Annotated in this window: 14 protein-coding genes and 7 tRNA genes; 15 read left to right on the forward strand and 6 right to left on the reverse strand. The window is 70.6% G+C overall.

Features of this window, described 5'->3' with window-relative positions; genetic code table 11:
• Positions 1-3 precede the first annotated feature (3 nt).
• On the reverse strand, positions 4-309 hold the full coding sequence (locus AB0C04_RS03905; RefSeq protein ID WP_357047837.1) for a LapA family protein: 306 nt from the start codon (positions 307-309) through the stop codon (positions 4-6).
• Positions 310-1,044: 735 nt separating this feature from the next.
• Between AB0C04_RS03905 and AB0C04_RS03910 the strand changes: the two genes are divergently transcribed.
• The 6 genes from AB0C04_RS03910 to AB0C04_RS03935 all read left to right on the forward strand — a co-directional run bounded on the left by AB0C04_RS03910 (position 1,045) and on the right by AB0C04_RS03935 (position 7,042).
• On the forward strand, positions 1,045-1,218 hold the full coding sequence (locus AB0C04_RS03910; RefSeq protein ID WP_357047840.1) for a hypothetical protein: 174 nt from the start codon (positions 1,045-1,047) through the stop codon (positions 1,216-1,218).
• 2 nt (positions 1,219-1,220) lie between these two features.
• Positions 1,221-2,237, forward strand: coding sequence for a glycosyltransferase family 4 protein (locus AB0C04_RS03915; protein ID WP_357047843.1), 1,017 nt, complete (start codon positions 1,221-1,223; stop codon positions 2,235-2,237).
• 153 nt (positions 2,238-2,390) lie between these two features.
• Complete coding sequence (locus AB0C04_RS03920; RefSeq protein WP_350867696.1) at positions 2,391-3,527, forward strand: glycosyltransferase; 1,137 nt, start codon at positions 2,391-2,393, stop codon at positions 3,525-3,527.
• Positions 3,524-4,576, forward strand: coding sequence for a glycosyltransferase (locus tag AB0C04_RS03925; protein ID WP_357047847.1), 1,053 nt, complete (start codon positions 3,524-3,526; stop codon positions 4,574-4,576). The genes AB0C04_RS03920 and AB0C04_RS03925 overlap by 4 nt, the downstream gene beginning before the upstream one ends.
• Entirely contained in the window at positions 4,573-6,066 is a 1,494-nt protein-coding gene (locus AB0C04_RS03930; protein ID WP_357047850.1) for a glycoside hydrolase family 130 protein, read from the forward strand. The genes AB0C04_RS03925 and AB0C04_RS03930 overlap by 4 nt, the downstream gene beginning before the upstream one ends.
• Positions 6,067-6,322: 256 nt before the next feature.
• Positions 6,323-7,042 carry a SigB/SigF/SigG family RNA polymerase sigma factor gene (locus AB0C04_RS03935; protein WP_357049105.1) on the forward strand — a complete coding sequence of 240 codons (720 nt, stop codon included), beginning with the start codon at positions 6,323-6,325 and terminating at the stop codon, positions 7,040-7,042.
• Between the two features lie 30 nt (positions 7,043-7,072).
• On the opposite strand, the gene AB0C04_RS03940 is transcribed toward AB0C04_RS03935, so the two are convergent.
• Entirely contained in the window at positions 7,073-7,573 is a 501-nt protein-coding gene (locus AB0C04_RS03940) for an anthrone oxygenase family protein (protein WP_357047854.1), read from the reverse strand.
• A gap of 493 nt (positions 7,574-8,066) precedes the next feature.
• Here AB0C04_RS03940 and AB0C04_RS03945 point away from each other — a divergent pair.
• The 3 genes from AB0C04_RS03945 (at position 8,067) to AB0C04_RS03955 (ending at position 10,246) form a co-directional block, all read left to right on the forward strand.
• Positions 8,067-8,142, forward strand: a tRNA-Arg gene (locus AB0C04_RS03945).
• Positions 8,143-8,546: 404 nt separating this feature from the next.
• Positions 8,547-9,488 carry an ATP-binding cassette domain-containing protein gene (locus tag AB0C04_RS03950; RefSeq protein WP_357047857.1) on the forward strand — a complete coding sequence of 314 codons (942 nt, stop codon included), beginning with the start codon at positions 8,547-8,549 and terminating at the stop codon, positions 9,486-9,488.
• Positions 9,485-10,246 (forward strand): ABC transporter permease, encoded by a 762-nt coding sequence (locus tag AB0C04_RS03955; RefSeq protein ID WP_357047860.1) that lies wholly within the window; start codon positions 9,485-9,487, stop codon positions 10,244-10,246. The genes AB0C04_RS03950 and AB0C04_RS03955 overlap by 4 nt, the downstream gene beginning before the upstream one ends.
• Here AB0C04_RS03955 and AB0C04_RS03960 read toward each other — a convergent pair.
• Positions 10,230-13,373, reverse strand: coding sequence for a BTAD domain-containing putative transcriptional regulator (locus tag AB0C04_RS03960; protein WP_357047863.1), 3,144 nt, complete (start codon positions 13,371-13,373; stop codon positions 10,230-10,232). The two genes, AB0C04_RS03955 and AB0C04_RS03960, sit on opposite strands and share 17 nt — an antisense overlap.
• A gap of 282 nt (positions 13,374-13,655) precedes the next feature.
• Positions 13,656-13,931 (reverse strand): hypothetical protein, encoded by a 276-nt coding sequence (locus tag AB0C04_RS03965; protein ID WP_357047866.1) that lies wholly within the window; start codon positions 13,929-13,931, stop codon positions 13,656-13,658.
• Here AB0C04_RS03965 and AB0C04_RS03970 point away from each other — a divergent pair.
• From AB0C04_RS03970 to AB0C04_RS03995, 6 genes are all read left to right on the forward strand, one after another.
• Positions 13,905-13,977, forward strand: a tRNA-Trp gene (locus AB0C04_RS03970). The two genes, AB0C04_RS03965 and AB0C04_RS03970, sit on opposite strands and share 27 nt — an antisense overlap.
• A 298-nt stretch (positions 13,978-14,275) precedes the next feature.
• Positions 14,276-14,349, forward strand: a tRNA-Gln gene (locus AB0C04_RS03975).
• 15 nt (positions 14,350-14,364) lie between these two features.
• Positions 14,365-14,437: transfer RNA gene (locus tag AB0C04_RS03980), tRNA-Leu, on the forward strand.
• Positions 14,438-14,442: 5 nt separating this feature from the next.
• Positions 14,443-14,514 (forward strand) — tRNA-Ala (locus AB0C04_RS03985).
• Positions 14,515-14,563: 49 nt separating this feature from the next.
• A tRNA-Arg gene (locus AB0C04_RS03990) sits at positions 14,564-14,636 on the forward strand.
• Positions 14,637-14,659: 23 nt separating this feature from the next.
• Positions 14,660-14,730: transfer RNA gene (locus AB0C04_RS03995), tRNA-Cys, on the forward strand.
• Positions 14,731-14,859: 129 nt separating this feature from the next.
• Here the strand turns inward: AB0C04_RS03995 and AB0C04_RS04000 are convergent.
• Both AB0C04_RS04000 and AB0C04_RS04005 read right to left on the reverse strand, forming a co-directional pair.
• The gene (locus AB0C04_RS04000) at positions 14,860-15,393 is read right to left on the reverse strand and encodes a hypothetical protein (RefSeq protein ID WP_357047869.1); all 534 of its coding nucleotides are present in this window, start codon (positions 15,391-15,393) and stop codon (positions 14,860-14,862) included.
• Between the two features lie 125 nt (positions 15,394-15,518).
• Positions 15,519-15,989 (reverse strand): hypothetical protein, encoded by a 471-nt coding sequence (locus AB0C04_RS04005; RefSeq protein ID WP_357047872.1) that lies wholly within the window; start codon positions 15,987-15,989, stop codon positions 15,519-15,521.
• Positions 15,990-16,089: the final 100 nt, after the last annotated feature.

The raw sequence follows: 16,089 nt of genomic DNA on the forward strand, positions 1-16,089 counted from the left end.
GGCTCAGCCTTCCTGGTGGGACAGCGGCGAGGCCGGGGGGAGCCCGGTCGTTGGCGGGGAGGTCGGTTCGGGTTCGTAGGGCCCCGCCGCCCGCTTCGCGGGACGGCGGTGGCGCATCCTCAGCTGGACGATCCGGGCCGTGCCGGGGAGGGCGACGAGCAGGACCCCGGCGACAGCGGCCAGCAGCAGCGCCACACCGATCGGCAGGGCGACGTGGGCGCCGAGGAACGTCACCTCGGCGCGCTGGCCGTTCTGCAGCACGAAGATCAGCAACAGCAGGAGCACGACGGCGAACACCACGGCGACCACCCACAGATCCCCGATTCGCGAGCGCTTCAGCGCAGGCCGAAGGGGAGCCGGGCGAGCGTCGGCGGGACCGTCGTGTCCGTTGACGGTGGAGAGTTGGACGTTCCTGTTTCGGGGTGCGGTCATCACGAACCGCCGCCTTCCGATGGGTGCCCGGCGTACCTGGCTGCCGGCGTGGGCCAGCGCGGGCGGGGGTGAAGGCGGGCCGGCGACGGACCGTCGCGGCCCGGCGTGCAGGCGCGGGGGAGGTGCCGGCCGTCGGCGCGACGGGAAGTCGGCGACCTGGCCGATGGATGTACGGCGGTGGGTGACGCGGTGACCCCGATCGGTGCGGTGCGTCCGCCGGCAGCGGAGCGTCAGTCACCAGGGGTCCCGAGCGACAATGCCAGCGTACGCCTCCGCTGCGGATACCGCTGTGCAGGCAGTTTCCGGGTGGCCACTGCATGCGGTGATGGTGCAGATCCACGCTGTGCGGCGTACGGTGGGCATGTCGCCCGGACCCGCGGTGGCCGCCAGGTGCCGCCGCCACCAGCCCGCAGGGGCGTTCAACGACCGTCATCCCATCGCCACAGCATGACCGTCGTGCTGGCTGATCGCCGACCAGGCTCCGGCCACTGGATCCACCGGTCACGGCACGTTCAGGTTCGCCCCGACGACGAGTGATGGGATCCGACCGGCGCGTCCACACCGCCGTCCGTGAGCGTGACCGTTCCGGACGGCTTCACTAGGGAGCACCCGATGAGGATCGCCAGGCACAGGATCGTCACCGCCCTTCGCGAACGGGGCCAGCAGGCCAGGGCCGACTGGGTCGAGCGGGAACTGCCGGAGCAGGTTGACCCGGCCAAGCACACCGGGCTGCTCGCCACCCTGCGTCTCGACCTGGCCGACCTCGCCGACGCGCCATCCCCGTGAGAGTGGCGCTGCTCGGACCGGTCGCCTGGCGGACACCCCCGTACCACTACGGCCCCTGGGAACAGGTGACGGGCCTGCTCGCCGAAGGGCTGGTCGCTCGCGGCGTGGACGTGACACTCTTCGCGACGCTGGACTCCGCCACCTCCGCCACCCTCGACGGTGTCTGCCCGCGGGGGTACGCCGACGACCCCGCCATGGACGGCCGGGTGTGGGAGGCCATGCATGTCTCCCACGCGTTGACCCGCGCCGAGGACTTCGACCTGGTGCACAACCACCTCGACTGGTTGCCGCTGGCCTTCGCCGAACACTGCCCCGCGCCGCTGCTCACCACCGTGCACGGCTTCTCCGGCGCGGGGATCCTCCCCGCCTACGCTCGGGCCCGCTCGTCCTACGTGTCGATCTCTGACGCCGACCGGGCCCCGGGGCTGGACTACGTCGCCACGGTGCACCACGGCGTCGACCTCACCGGGCTGCCGTTCACCGGCGATGCCGGCCCCGGGCTGGCCGCGTTCGGCCGGATCCACCCCGACAAAGGCACTCACACCGCCATCGAGATCGCCCGCCTCACCGGCCGGCCGCTCACCATCTGCGGCATCGTCCAGGACGAGCGGTACTTCGCCGAACAGGTGGCCCCGCACATCGACGGCGACCAGGTCACCTTCCTCGGGTCGGTGGGCCCCCGACGGCGCGCGGAGGTCCTGGGCGCCAGCACCGCCCTGCTGCACCCGATCGCCTTCGACGAGCCGTTCGGGCTGTCGGTGGTGGAGTCGATGGCGTGCGGCACACCGGTCGTCGCCTTCGCCCGCGGGTCCATGCCGGAGGTGATCGACGACGGGGTGACGGGATATCTCGTGCACACCGTCGAGCAGGCCGTCGACGCCGTCACTCGGGTCACCGGTCTCGACCGGAGCGGCTGCCGGGATCGGGCCCGGCAGCGCTTCGGTGCGGACCGGATGGTCGGCGACTACCTCGCCGTCTACGACCAACTCACCCGTCGGTCGCGACGCGGGACCCGCTGACCGCCCGGGGAAGCATGCCTGACGAGGGCCCGCAGCCGCGGTGACCCAGCCTCGAACCGTTCCGCCGGTGACACACGCTCGCCGGCGTACGCCGCATCGCGTGAGGCCGCCCCCGTTTCCGGTGGCGTCCGACAACCGGAGGGCACGACACCCATGCTCAGCTACGGTTTCCTCAGCACCCACCCACCGACCCGGTGCGGACTGGCCACTTTCAACTCCGCACTGGCCACTCACCTGACCGCCGACGGTACGCCCGGCGGCGTCGTGCGAGTCACCGACGGAAGCGACGACCAGCGGCCCCGCCCCGGCGTCGTGCACACCTGGTCGGCACGCGCCCCGGCCGGCTGGCGGGATGCCGCCGCCGCGCTGAACGCCTTCGACGTGGCCATCGTCCAGCACGAGTACGGCATCTACCCCGGCGCCGACGGCCAGGACGTCCTGCCGTTGCTGCGCCGGCTCGCCGTGCCCAGCATCGTCGTCCTGCACACCGTGCTCCGGCAGCCCTCCGCCCGGCAGAAGTCCCTGCTGGAGCAGATCGTCGCCGCTGCCGGCGCGGTCGTCACGATGACCGACACGGCCCGTGACCGGCTGATCGTCGGCTACGCCGTGAACCCGGGCAAGGTCACGGTCATCCCGCACGGCGCCGCCGAGCACACCGGCGTGCCCGCTGACCGCCGTACCCGCCCGCACCTGTTGACCTGGGGTCTGCTCGGCCCCGGCAAGGGGATCGAGTGGTCGATGCGGGCCCTCGCGCGGTTGCAGGACCTCGACCCGACACCCACCTACACCGTCGCGGGCCGGACCCACCCCAGGGTGATCGAGCAACACGGCGAGGCGTACCGGGCGGGTCTGCACCAGCTCGGCGCCCAGCTGGGCGTGGCGCACGCCGTGGACTACCAGAACGTCTACCACGACGAGCATGAGCTCGGCGCGTTGATCCGCTCCGCCGACGTGGTCGTGCTGCCCTACGACTCCCGGGAGCAGGTCACCTCCGGCGTGCTCATCGAAGCGGTGGCCGCCGGGGTGCCCGTCGTGGCCACGGCGTTCCCACACGCCGTCGAGCTGCTCACCGGCGGCCCCGGTCTGGTCGTACCCCATCAGGACCCGGCGGCGCTGGCCGCGGCGATCCGGCGGATCCTGACCGAACCAGGCCTGGCCGTCCGGCTGGCCGGCCGGATCCGGCCGCTGGCCGAGCAGCTGCGGTGGCCGACGGTGGCCGCCCGCTACGGCACTCTCGCCGAGCGGCTCATCGCCGCCCGCCCGCCGGCGGTCAGTGTGGCGTCGGCGTGACCGCGACCACCGGCCGCCCGGCCGCACCGTTCGGCGCTCGCGGGCTCGCCGTTCCCAAACCGAACTTCACGCACCTGACCCGGTTGAGCGACGACACCGGCCTCTTCGAACACGCCCGGCACGCCATCGCCCGCCGCGAGCACGGCTACTGCACCGACGACGTCGCCCGCGGCCTGGTCGTCACCAGCCGGGAGCCGGAGCCGACCGAGGCGGTGCTCCGACTCGCGGAGCGCTACCTCGCCTTCCTGACCCACGCGCAGGATGCCGGCGGCGCCTTCCACAACCGGCTCGGTCACGACCGGCGCTGGACCGACGAGCCCGGGGTCGGTGACTGGTGGGGTCGGGCGCTGTGGGGGCTGGGCACCGCCGCCGCCCGCAGTCCCGCCGGTTGGATCCGGGAGGAGGCGCTGGTCGCCTTCAGCAGGGGTGCCACGCGGCGCTCCCGGGCACCGCACGCCATGGCGTTCGCCGGGCTCGGCGCCGCCGAGGTGCTGCGCCGCCACCCAGGGCATGCCGCCGCGGCCGCGCTGCTGGCGGACGCGGCCGGCACGGTTGGCGGACCCGGATCGGACCCGCGGTGGCCCTGGCCCCGGCAGCAGCTGACCTACGCCAACGCGGCACTCGCCGAGGTGGTCATCACCGCCAGCCAGCTGCGCCACGGTGGCCCGCCGCTCGACGACGGGCTGCGAATGCTGGCCTGGCTGCGGGACGTCCAACTCCGCGACGGACGGCTGTCGGTGATACCCGCCGGTGGGTGGCGGCGCGGCGCGGCGCGACTGCGCCACGACCAACAGCCGATCGAGGTCGCCGCCTTCGCCGACGCCTGCGCCACGGCCGCCGCGGTCACCGGAGACCGGGACTGGGACACCGGGGTACACCAGGCGGTCGGGTGGTTCCTCGGCGACAACGACGTCGGCACGTCGATGTGGGATCCGGAGACCGGTGGCGGCTACGACGGGCTGACCGCGCACGGACCCAACCTCAACCAGGGCGCCGAATCCACCCTCGCGCTGATCTCCACTCTGCAGCACGCGGCGCGGTGGTCGTGACCGGACCACCGGCCCTCCGGCAGGCGCTCACCCTCACCCCTGATCCACGCCGGGTCATCGTCAAGCTCTTCGTCCCCGGTGAGGACGCCGCCCTGGTACGCACTCGTGCCGGGGCACTGATCGATCGCGTGGCGCACCTCGACGACGAGGAAGCCGCCCGGCTGCTGCGGGACACCATCGACCGCTTCGGCGGTCGGCACCGGGACCTGGACCGCACCTTCCACCACCACTACGACCTCGTCCGTCACCGGGTCGCCCGAGCCCGGGACCTTTCACCCACCACCCGGCAGCTGGTCGGCGCCTACTTCAGCCACGAGTACGCGGTCGAGGCCGCGGCGCTGTGCAACCCGTCGACGGTGGCCCATCCCGACCAGAGCGCCCTCGGCGCCGGGCAGTTGCGCGTCGCGGTCAGCCTGCGCCAGATCGGCGAGGGTCACCTGTCGTCCATCGGGTTCGCCACCGCAGTCCTCGGACCCGGGCGAAGGATCACCGTCGCCGACCGGTCCGGCCCCTTGGTCGTGGGGCAGCGGGTCGGCGTACGGCACCGACGGGACCTACTCGCCGCCGGTCTGGCCGAGGACGACTGCGACAACGAGGTCACCGCCACCGTGCTGGACGCCCTGCCCGAACGGTACGACGAGGCCACCTTCGAGCGGGTGCTCGGCGACCTGCCGCCGGATCTGCTCTCCCGCAGCACCGGGTTGCGCACGCTCGAACAACTGCGCCGTACCAACGCCGGCAGCTACGCCACGAGCTTCCCCGCCGACACCGCACTGCATCAGCGGGTGCTCTGGCCGGCAACACCGGCGGAGAGCAACGGCATGGAGGACGCGCGGTTCGTCCGGTTCACCGACGATTCCGGACCGGTGTACCGGGCCACCTACACGGCGTACGACGGCCGGAACATCGCCACCCGCGGGCTGGCCAGCGCCGACCTGCGGCGCTTCGAGATAACTCCGATGCGCGGGCCGGGCGTACGCAACAAGGGCGTTGCGCTCTTTCCCCGCCCCGTCGGCGGCCGTCACCTGGCTCTCTGCCGCGCAGACGGCGAAACCATCGGTCTGACCTGCCTGGACGGTGCGAGCCGGTGGCGGCCCCCGGTGCCGCTGCACGCTCCGCGCGACAGTTGGGAGCTGATCCAGGTCGGCAACTGCGGATCCCCCATCGAGACCGACGCGGGCTGGCTCGTGCTCACCCATGGTGTCGGCCCGATGCGTCGGTACGCCATCGGCGCGCTCCTGCTCGACCTGCACCGACCGGAGCAGGTCATCGCCGAGCTCCCCGGCGCTCTGCTGTCGCCCGACGAGGCCGACCGGGACGGGTACGTGCCCAACGTCGTCTACTCCTGTGGTGGGCTCGTGCACGACGGTGAGCTGTGGCTGCCGTACGGGGCCAGCGACGCCCGGGTCGGTTTCGCCACCGTTCCCGTCGCCGCGCTCATCGCGGCGATGGCGGAATCCGCACCGCCGTCCGCCCGCCCGGGCCGATGATCTTCCACCGCTCGGCCCTAAGCCGTTCACGACGGGATAGTCGCGATGACCTGCGCCATATCAGCCTTTCGGCTAGCTATCCGATGGCCGTTAGTCTAGTGTCTGGTCCAACGGTCGGTGCCGCAGCCGCGAAGCGCCGCCGGGAGCAGTGGAGGAACCAGCGATGACCATCACCACGGACCGACCCGCCCCGGCGAGCACCCGCACCGACAGCATCACCTCACCCGACTCGCCCGCGACCCAGCTGCTCACCGCGATGGGCGCGCTGCCCGCCGACCACCCGTCGCGTGCCGCGATGCGCGACAAGGCGATCGAGGCCTGGCTGCCGCTCGCCAACCACCTCGCCCGCCGCTACAGCGGTCGCGGCGAGCCCAGCGACGATTTGGCGCAGACCGCCGCGATCGGTCTGATCAAGGCGATCGACAAGTTCGACCCGTCCCGCGGCGTCGACTTCGCCGGCTACGCGATCCCCACCATCGTGGGCGAGCTCAAGCGGCACTTCCGCGACCGCACCTGGGACATCCGGGTGCCCCGTCGCCTCCAGGAGCTGCGCCTGGCGATCTCCGACGCCAACAGCTCGCTGCTGCAGACCCTGGGCCGCTCGCCGACGGTCGCCGACATCGCCGCCCACCTCAAGCTCACCGAGGAAGAGGTGCTGGAGGGCCTGGAGGGCGCCCGGGCCTACAACGCGGTCTCGCTCTCCGCCCCCACCGGTGACGGTGAGCGGGCCACCGAGCTGGGCGACATGCTCGGCGGCGAAGACGCCGAGTACGGCCTCGCCGAGCTGCGCGTCTCCCTCGGCCCGGCGCTGGCCACCCTCGACGAGCGCGAGCAGAAGATCCTCATCCTGCGCTTCTACGGCAACCTGACCCAGAGCGAGATTGCCACGCAGGTCGGCGTATCGCAGATGCACGTCTCCCGGCTACTGGCCCGCGCCCTGGTCAAGCTGCGCGGCCAGCTCGCCGACGCCCGCTGACGCGGGCCAGTCGGCTCGGCGGCTGGCGCCTCAACCGGCGGCATTGCCCCGGACCATCAGCGCCCAGGTGAGGCAGCCGAACGCGGCCGTGTTCGTGAGCGCGCGGACGATGTTCCAGGTGACCCAGCTGGCCTCGAAGCGCTCGCGTACGGCTGCGAGATCGGCGATGCGGCCGGGCTCGCCGGCCGCCGCGAGCGCGTCGTTGAGCGGGACGTTGACGGCGATGGTGACGATCACCGTCAGCAGGTAGAGGGCGAGCCCGCCGATGATCCACGGCAGGGCCGGTCGTCCTTCTCCCCGCCAGGCCAGGACGGCTGACAGGGCGGCGAACACCACCGCGCCCAGGAAGCTCACCATGAACCAGCCGTTGACGATCGTCGCGTTGATCCGCTGCATCGCCTCCACGAAGGTCCGGTCGTCGGCGCCCTTCAGCGCGGGCATGATCGCGTACGCGAAGGCCGCGAACAACCCGGCCATCAGCCCGGTGGTGATGGTGGCGGCGACCAGCGCCGCATGCTGTGCGAGCCTCATCGGTCCTGCCTCCGGTAGCCGCCGGCGGCGAGAACCAGGACCGTCCACTGCTCTCGCGATGTCGTCATACGGATCATTCAAATGCCGAGACGGCAGACTCTCCATAGCTGAAGCGCGCAGCTTGATGTTCGATCGTCTACACGGACGCGAGGTGATGGCGTCCCGAACCGGGAAGCCACCACCTCGCGCGTCATGCCAACCCGCCCGGTCGTCCCGTCGATGTCAGCCCTTACCGTCGGACGGGCTGTGCAGCGCTTCGCGGACCCGGTCGATGACCGCCAGAGCCGGGCCGGCCGACAGGGTGCCCTTCCCGAACTGTGCGCTGGGGTGCGGCATGGCACCCCATCTGCGGGATGAGCTGCGCGACGTGGTCGGGGCGGAGTTGGGCGGTGGGCGTGCACCCCAACGGCGTCGGTCTGTGGGACCTGGGGTCCGCGGAGGCCGCTCCCTGCCACCCCGGGTCAACCCGCAGGTCGCTAGACTTGGCCCTCGCGCCCTCGTAGCTCAGGGGATAGAGCAACGGTTTCCTAAACCGTGTGTCGCAGGTTCGAATCCTGCCGGGGGCACCAGGTTACCGCCTTGATCAGCGATTACTGATCCGTCTTCCTGGGCTTTCGTGCCCGCTGCGTCCGATCGCCTCGCCATCGCGCCCGGTTCGCGCCCAGGTGGCCGTGCAGCGTGCTAGCCACCCCTGCCGGCACTCGAGCCCATCCGGCAGCAGGTCCGCCCAGGTGAGGGCGGCGCCCGGGAGTACGGCGACCGGGTAGTCCTCAAGATCCATGCCTGGTGCCCCGCGGATCCGCGCGCGGATCGCAGCGAGGTCCTCTGAAGATCGCGGTAGCCGAGCGTCCGGCGGCCTCCGACCGATCGGCTGTCTCAGCAGGGCTGCCCCCGGCGGCCCGGCATACCGCGTCAGTGGTCGTGTCAGGGGCATGTCAGGCCGGTGACAGGGCGGGCGCCCATCGTTGCCGGCATGAGGAATTCAGCGATCGAGGTTTCCGGGCTACGAAAGGCCTTCGGCGACAAGGTCGTACTCGACGGCATCGATCTGGATGTGCAGGCGGGCACGATCTTCTCCCTACTCGGCCCGAACGGCGCGGGTAAGACGACGACGGTGAACGTGCTGAGCACGTTGATGAAGGCCGACGGTGGGACGGTGCGCGTCGGCGGCCACGACGTCGCCACCGAGGCCAAGGCGGTGCGCGCGACGATCGGGGTCACCGGTCAGTTCGTGGCGCTGGATGAGCTGCTGACCGGGCAGGAGAACCTGCAGTTGATGGTGGATCTCCACCGGGTGGGCTCCGCGGGCCGGCGGGTCGTCACCGAGCTGCTGGAGCGGTTCGACCTGTCGGAGTCGGCGCAGAAGCCGGTGTCGACGTATTCCGGGGGTATGCGCCGGAAGCTGGACCTGGCCATGACGCTCGTCGGCAACCCTCGGATCATCTTCCTGGACGAGCCGACGACGGGCCTGGATCCGCGCAGCCGCCGCACGATGTGGGCCATCGTCCGCGAGTTGGTGGCCGACGGGGTGACGATCTTCCTCACCACCCAGTACCTGGAGGAGGCCGATCAGCTCGCCGACCGGATCGCGGTGCTCGATCAGGGCCGGCTGGTCGCGCAGGGCACCTCCGCGGAGCTGAAGCGCCAGATTCCCGGCGGTCACGTCCGGCTCAGCTTCGCCGATCTCGGCGAGCTCGATGCGGCTGCCCGGTTCTTCACCGGCTCCACCCGGGACGACGAGAGCCTGACCCTGCGGGTTCCCGGCGACGGTGGCACGAACTCGTTGCGGGCCCTGCTGAACCAGCTCGACGAGCATGCGATCCAGCCCGAGGAGTTCTCCGTGCACACGCCGGACCTCGATGACGTCTTCCTCGCCCTTACCGGTCGCTCGAGCACGGAGGCCATGGCCAAATGAGTACCACTGGATCAGCGTTCGGCGATTCGGCGATCATGCTGCGCCGCAACTTCAAACACACCGTCCGGAATCCTGTCGCAGTGTTCAACGCGGTGCTGTTCCCGGTCGTCATCATGGTGATGTTCGTCTACGTGCTCGGTGACGCTTTCAGCGTCGGCGTCGACTATGTCGACTACGCGACGCCGGGCATGATCCTCCTGGCGGTCTGTTACGGGCTGGGAGCCACCGCGACGGCCGTGAACTCGGACATGACGAAGGGGGTCATCAAACGGTTCAAGGTCATGGATGTCTCTCGTGGCGCGGTGCTGACCGGTCATGTGGTCGCCAGCATGCTCAACAATCTGATTGCGATCGCGGCCATCATCGGGACGGCCTTCCTGCTGGGATTCCGCTCTTCCGGGAGTCTCCTCGACTGGCTCAGTGCGATCGGTCTCGTCGTGCTGCTCGCTTTCTCGGTCGGCTGGTTCACCGTCGCACTGGGGTTGGCCGCGAAGACTCCGGAAACGGCAGGTCTGGGCACCGTGCCGCTGATCATGCTGCCGTTCTTCAGCAGCGCGATCGTGCCGGCGGACAAGATGGGCCCTGGCATCCGGCAGTTCGCGGAATATCAGCCCTTCACGCCGATCATCGAAGCTTTGCGTGGGTTGCTCGCCGGCACCCCGTCAAGCGGCGACACGATCGCCGCGATCGCCTGGTGCGTCGGGATCGGTGTCCTCGGGTACCTGTGGGCGACCACCACCTTCAAGAAGCGAGCGTGACTTCGACCAGCTGACGCCAGCTTGTCAGGTTGTCCTCCCGCGCCGCCTCGGCGAACCGTGTGTCGCCGAGGCGGCGCCGCGCTGTCTGCTCGATCCGGGCCACGTCCGGGTGGGAACGGTCCTGCAATCCGCGTACGGCGGCGCTGGCCGCGAGCAGCCGCGCGGCCTGTTCGTACTCGTCGCGGCGTAGAGCCAGGTCCGCGACCCCGACGAGCACCTGCGCGATCAGGGGTGCGTGCCCCGCCTCGGAGGCCGCCTGCCAGGCCGCTGCGCGGTGCGTACGGGACTCGCCGGGATCGTCGGCAAGGTAGCCGAGCAGGTCGTGGGTCACCGCGCGCGAGTTCGCCCACTCCGCTTCGCCGCCCAGCAGGGTTGTCGCGAGGCCGAGTTGCCGGTACGCCTCCTCGGCGTCGCCGTCCCAACGAGCGAGTTCCGCCTTCGCGAGGGCCAGCTCAGCCAGCGCATCCGGCCAGGTGACCGGTTCCGCGCAGCGTTGCGCCTCGGCCATCGCCGCCGCGCTGGCATCCTTGTCGCCCAGCAGCCAGTACAGCTGGGCCTGTCGCGCCCGCCGCCGGATGACATCCTCGATGGCGCCGACCTGGGTGACGACCTCGATCGCCTGCTCGTAGTACTCGCACGCAGCGGCGAACTCGCCGAGCATGGCGACCCGGTCGGCCAGCTCGGTCAGCGCGAACGAAATCCCGAACCGCTCGCCGAGGGCCCGGAACTCTGCGAGCGCCATCTCAAGATGGGCGTCCGCATCCCGCCCCTCCTGGCCGAGCATGATCCGCATCTTGCCAAGGTGCAGCCGGGCCAGTGCGCGTGCCCAGGGCTCCTCGTCGTCCAGCAGTGACTCGAACGCCGGCAGGAACGCGTCCGGTGCCTGCAACATGCGTTCCAGCGGTACGACGAACTTCAACAGCGGGTGGCTTCGCTGACTGTGCCGGCTGAGTTCATACGCCTTGTGGATCCACTCCGCCGCCCGGTGCTCGTCGCCCTGCCCGGAGCTGACGTACATGCTCATCAGCGCGTACACCGTGGCCCGGATCTCATCGGTCACCTCGCCGGGCATTTCCGTGGCCGCGGTGATCAGCTCTATGCCTTCGGCCTTGTGCCCGCTGAACCACCAGTACCAGCCGACGCCCGCCGCGAGCCGCATCGCCGCGTGCGCCTCGCCGGCCCCGATCGCACCACGCATCGCCGAGCCGATGTTGTCGTGCTCGGCCAGGAGCGTGGCGAGCCACTGCAACTGCTCGGCACGGCGCAGATGCGGCTCCGCGGTCTCGGCGAGTTCGGTGAAGTAGGCGAGATGCGCTCGGCGGGCCAGGTCCGATTCCCCGGCCTCCGCGAGCCGGTTCGCGGCGTACTCCTTGATCGTGCCGAGCATCCGGTAGCGCGGTGCGCTGTCGCCCTCGGCGACCAGCAGCGACTTCTCGGCCAGCGAGGTGAGCAACTCGAGCATCTCTTCCGGCGCCACCCCGTCGCCGGCGCAGACCCGCTCGGCCGCTTCGATGCTCGCCCCGCCCGTGAACACCGAGAGCCGGCGCAGGACCACCCGTTCGGGATCGGTGAGCAACTCCCAGCTCCAGTCGACCACCGCCCGCAGCGTCCGGTGCCGCGGCAACGCGGTCCGGCTACCGCCGGTCAACAGCCGGAACCGGTCGTCGAGCCGGTGGGCGAGCTGATCGAGGGACATGGTGCGCAACCGGGCGGCGGCCAGTTCGATCGCCAGCGGCATCCCGTCCAGCGCCCGGCAGACGCGCGCCATCGTCGACAACGTGGCGGCGTCGATCGCGAGGTCCTTGCGCATCGCGCCCGCCCGGTCCCGCAGCAACTGAACGGCCGGGGACGACTTGATCTCGCCGGGGTCGGCGTCGACCTTCGGTGAAGCCAGCGGCTCGACCAGCCACAGCGCCTCGCCGGTGATGCCGAGCGGTTCCCTGCTCGTCGCCAGGATCCGCAGCCGCTGGCATTCGCCGAGCATCCGATGGGCGAACGCCGCCGCGGACTCGATCACGTGCTCACAGTTGTCCAGGATCAGCAGCGCCTCCCGCTCGCCGATCGCGGCGATGAGCCGGTCCGTCAGATCCGCGTCCCGTGCCCCGCTGAGCAGAGCATCACGAAGGCCGAGCCCGGCGATCGTCGGCTGTGCCACGTCGCCGTCGGCGCCGATCGCGGCGAGTTCCACCAGCCAGGCCCCGTCCGGCAGGTCGCCGACCAGCGTGCGGGCGGTCTCCGTGGCCAGCCTGGTCTTTCCCGAGCCGCCCGGCCCGATCAGGGTGGTGAGCCGGTGTCCGGCGACGAGCGCGCGGACTGCGGCGACGTCGGCGTCCTTGCCGACGAAGCTGGTCAGCTCGGCACGCAGGTTGGTCTTCCGCTCATCCTCCCGGCGTTTCCCATCGCCGCGCAGCAGCGCGACGTGCAACGCGGACAGCTCCGGTGAGGGGTCGACGCCCAGCGCGTCGGCCAGGGCCTCTCTCGTGCGCTGGTAGACCAGCAGCGCCTCGCTGCCGCGACCGGCCGCCACGAGGGCGCGCATCAGCGCAGCGACAAGCCGTTCCCGCACCGGGTGCGCGGCCACCAGGTCGGTCAGTTCGCTGACCAGCTCCGCACCATCGCCGAGGCCGACCTCCGCGTCGAACCGATCTTCCAGGGCAGTGAGGTGTAGCCCTTCGAGCCGGGTGACCGCCGCGTCGATCGCCCTACTGTCCGGCAGACCGACGTCCTGCATGGCGGCACCGCGCCACAGTGCGAGGGCTTCGCGCAGCAGCCGTACCCGTTGAGGACCGTCGCCGTCGCGGACCTGGCTCGCGGTGACGAGACGTTCGAACCGCACGGCGTCGACGTCGTCGGGTGCCACCGTCAACCGGTAGCCGTCGGTGTGCCCCTCGACCGATCCCTCCGGCAGCGCCTTTCGCAGCCGGGAAACCAAGCGGTGCAGGGCATTCGTCGCGTCGGCGGGCGGCTGTTCACCCCAGATCCAGTCGACGAGCGTTGCCTTCGGGACCACGCGACCCGGTTCGAGCGCGAGGGCGACCAACAGTCCGCGCAGCCGGGCGCCCGGCACGTCGGCGAAGGCGCCGTCGTCCGTGCGAACCTCGAACGATCCGAGCATCCCGATCTGCACGCAGCAGATCCTGCCATGGGGTTTGAGCACGCTCCCGACTGCTGATGCCCGGACCACAGCTGGCAGCGCCGCCGTACCTGAATTCGCTCGCGGTGATGGCCTGCTGCCGGGTCCACCCGCAACGAGGATCTCCGGGAGAGCGGCGACCAGGCCTCATCGAGGTCGAACACGGCCACCGCGCAAGGCTAGCCGTCCCTGACAGGGCACTCGTTCTGGTGCCCGCTCACCACGTCGCCATATGAAGTGAATCGGAAAAGCGATTGCCTGCCGTCGACACGGCCCCTACTTTTGATCAGGCAAGGTCATCCCGACGAACTCGAGGAGTTCCCCGTGTTGCAGTACCTCTGCACCGAAATGGCGCGGCTTCTGCCGTGCGCCGGTGTCGTGCTGCCCTCGATCGGGCGAGCCCACGATCTCTGTGCGAGTGAGCAGAACTGGCAGCCGGGGCGGCGGCGCGAATAGCGCACCTTCAAACGCGAAGCCGCCCACCCGCCAGGGATCGGGCGGCTTTTTCGTTAGTGACAACTGCACAGGGGCGTAGCTCAATTGGTAGAGCACCGGTCTCCAAAACCGGAGGTCGCAGGTTCGATTCCTGTCGCCCCTGCTCATCGTCCCGGCCGTGGCCGGCGACGTAGCACATTCTCAACTCCACAGTGGATGGCATGAGACTCCTGGCCGGCGCCGACATATGGGCCGGCCGGGGCTAATACCCTCCGGGACGAGGGAGACGGCAACCCACTCGCTTTGGGAACGAGGGAAACGGGGTGCGACTCCCCGGTCCCGGACCAAGGGACGGACCTCACTCTCGCGGGGCGGGCCTGGAGTTGAGACTCCAGCCGTCGCTCCCACCTGATCGAGCACGGTGCGGTCCTACCCGGCCGGCGAGACCTCGTCGGCCCCTTTGCGGGCTGGTGCAATTCGGCAGCACGTCCGGCTCTGAACCGGAAGGTTGGAGGTTCGAATCCTCCGCCCGCAGCGGCTCGCAGTTCATGCCCGACTGGCCCAGCGGTAGAGGCGCTCGGTTCAGGTCCGAGAGGTGCGGGGTTCGAATCCCCGGTCGGGTACGCATGGGTCGGGTGCTGGTGCACAGCGTCGCTTTGCAAGCCTCGCGTGCCCGGTTCGAAACCGGGTCGATCCACCAATGCCCTGTCGGTCCAGCCAGGAGTGGACGCCGGGTTGTCGACCCGCATGCCCCCGTAGCTCAGCGGACAGAGCGCCTGGCTACGAACCAGGAAGCCGCAGGTTCGATCCCTGCCGGGGGCACCTACCGCAGTTGGTTACGGCCTGGTCGTGTGCCCGAGTGGTCAGGGAGCGGTCCGCAAAACCGCGTACCGGGGTTCGATTCCCCGCACGGCCTCGATGTGTGCCATCCACTGGGTGAGGCGCAGGCGGGCATGGGCCCAACTGCCGCTCATAACGGCGGCCTGCTCGGTTCGACTCCGAGGCCTGCGACCAGTGCGGCGGCCGGGCTGCGCCCCGGTCGGGCTCAGTAGCAGCTCTTGCGGGAAGCCCGTACGAAGGCGTCTCGTGACACCACCTTCGTGGTGTCGTGGTCGACGGGTGCCAGCACCTGGTCGGGGCCGATCCGGGCGAAGTCCGCGGTGCTGAAGTCCACGGAGATGGCGTCACGACCGCTCGACCCGGAGAGGCTGTATGTGGCCTCGGGCTTCAGTTCGGTGAGCGGCTCCGTCCGCACCGCGGTGCCCGACGCCGGCGCAGAGGTCTCGCGGGTTCCGGCGGTCTCCCAACCCGCCGGCGGCTGACCGAGCAGCGGGACCTCCACCACCTCGGTGGTCGACTGCCCACTGATCCGCCAACTGGTCAGCGGGCCATCCCTCGTCTGGTCCTCACTGGTTTCGTACACGCTCATCTGAGAGAACGAGCCGTCGCACGGGACGAGAACACCGATCGGCCGGCCATCCAGCACGGCGAGGGCCACGACCGGTTCGTCGGGTGGGGTGCAGGCGGCCAGGAGCCCGAGCAGCGGAAGCAGCATCACCGCGACGGTCTGTCTGCGCATGCGGTCACTCTCTCAATGCGAGATCACACGCCGATCGCATGACGATCACGATCGGTTGATGGGCGGCGAGCCGGCGCCTGCATCGACCGGCGGGCACGGCGGCCCGCCGGCCGATGGTCAGGGATTCAGTTGCCGCAGGCGGTGTCCAGTGCTTCGATCGGCTGCTTCAGCGCGGGCTCGTCGACCTCCACCGGCTTCTTGTCGGCCAGTCGCTGCTCGATCGCGGTGGCCAGGGTCTCGAAGGCGGTGCGTACGGTCGGGTCGGCGGCCTGGGGCGCCTGGGCCCGCAGGCCGGTGACGATCGTGGTGTAGTGCCCACGGATCAGCCGGTCCTCCTCCGCCTTGCTGACCGGCTTGTCGATCTGGGCGATGGCGTCGTCGGCCATCCCGACGAAGCCGGTCTTGACCACCTCGGTGGCGGCCTTGCACACCGTCTGGCTGTTGGCGGCGACGTCGACCGTGGGGCTGGCCGCCGCGCTGGTCGGCCCGCCGGCCGTGGGCTCGCTGGTCTTCTCGCACCCGGCCGCGAGGCCGGTCAGCGCCGCCAGGGCGGCGAGGGTGCCGAGGGCGCGCAGGCGCCTACTGGGCTTGGACATGCTTACTCCCCGTGTGTCGTGCGTGGTCTGCGGCCCGCCGGGGCCGTTCGGACCCGGTCGATCGGACCGTCGATCCGCCACTGTAGAGGTCCGGTGCTGA

The sequence above is a fragment of the Micromonospora sp. NPDC048909 genome (assembly GCF_040649635.1).
Classification (GTDB): domain Bacteria; phylum Actinomycetota; class Actinomycetes; order Mycobacteriales; family Micromonosporaceae; genus Micromonospora.

Coding starts and splice junctions, on each gene's coding strand:
- AB0C04_RS03935 (WP_357049105.1), top strand. CDS start 6,323: ATGGGCGCGCTGCCCGCCGACCACCCGTCGCGTGCCGCGATGCGCGAC.
- AB0C04_RS03940 (WP_357047854.1), bottom strand. CDS start 7,573: ATGAGGCTCGCACAGCATGCGGCGCTGGTCGCCGCCACCATCACCACC.
- AB0C04_RS03955 (WP_357047860.1), top strand. CDS start 9,485: ATGAGTACCACTGGATCAGCGTTCGGCGATTCGGCGATCATGCTGCGC.
- AB0C04_RS04000 (WP_357047869.1), bottom strand. CDS start 15,393: ATGCGCAGACAGACCGTCGCGGTGATGCTGCTTCCGCTGCTCGGGCTC.
- AB0C04_RS03950 (WP_357047857.1), top strand. CDS start 8,547: ATGAGGAATTCAGCGATCGAGGTTTCCGGGCTACGAAAGGCCTTCGGC.
- AB0C04_RS03920 (WP_350867696.1), top strand. CDS start 2,391: ATGCTCAGCTACGGTTTCCTCAGCACCCACCCACCGACCCGGTGCGGA.
- AB0C04_RS04005 (WP_357047872.1), bottom strand. CDS start 15,989: ATGTCCAAGCCCAGTAGGCGCCTGCGCGCCCTCGGCACCCTCGCCGCC.
- AB0C04_RS03910 (WP_357047840.1), top strand. CDS start 1,045: ATGAGGATCGCCAGGCACAGGATCGTCACCGCCCTTCGCGAACGGGGC.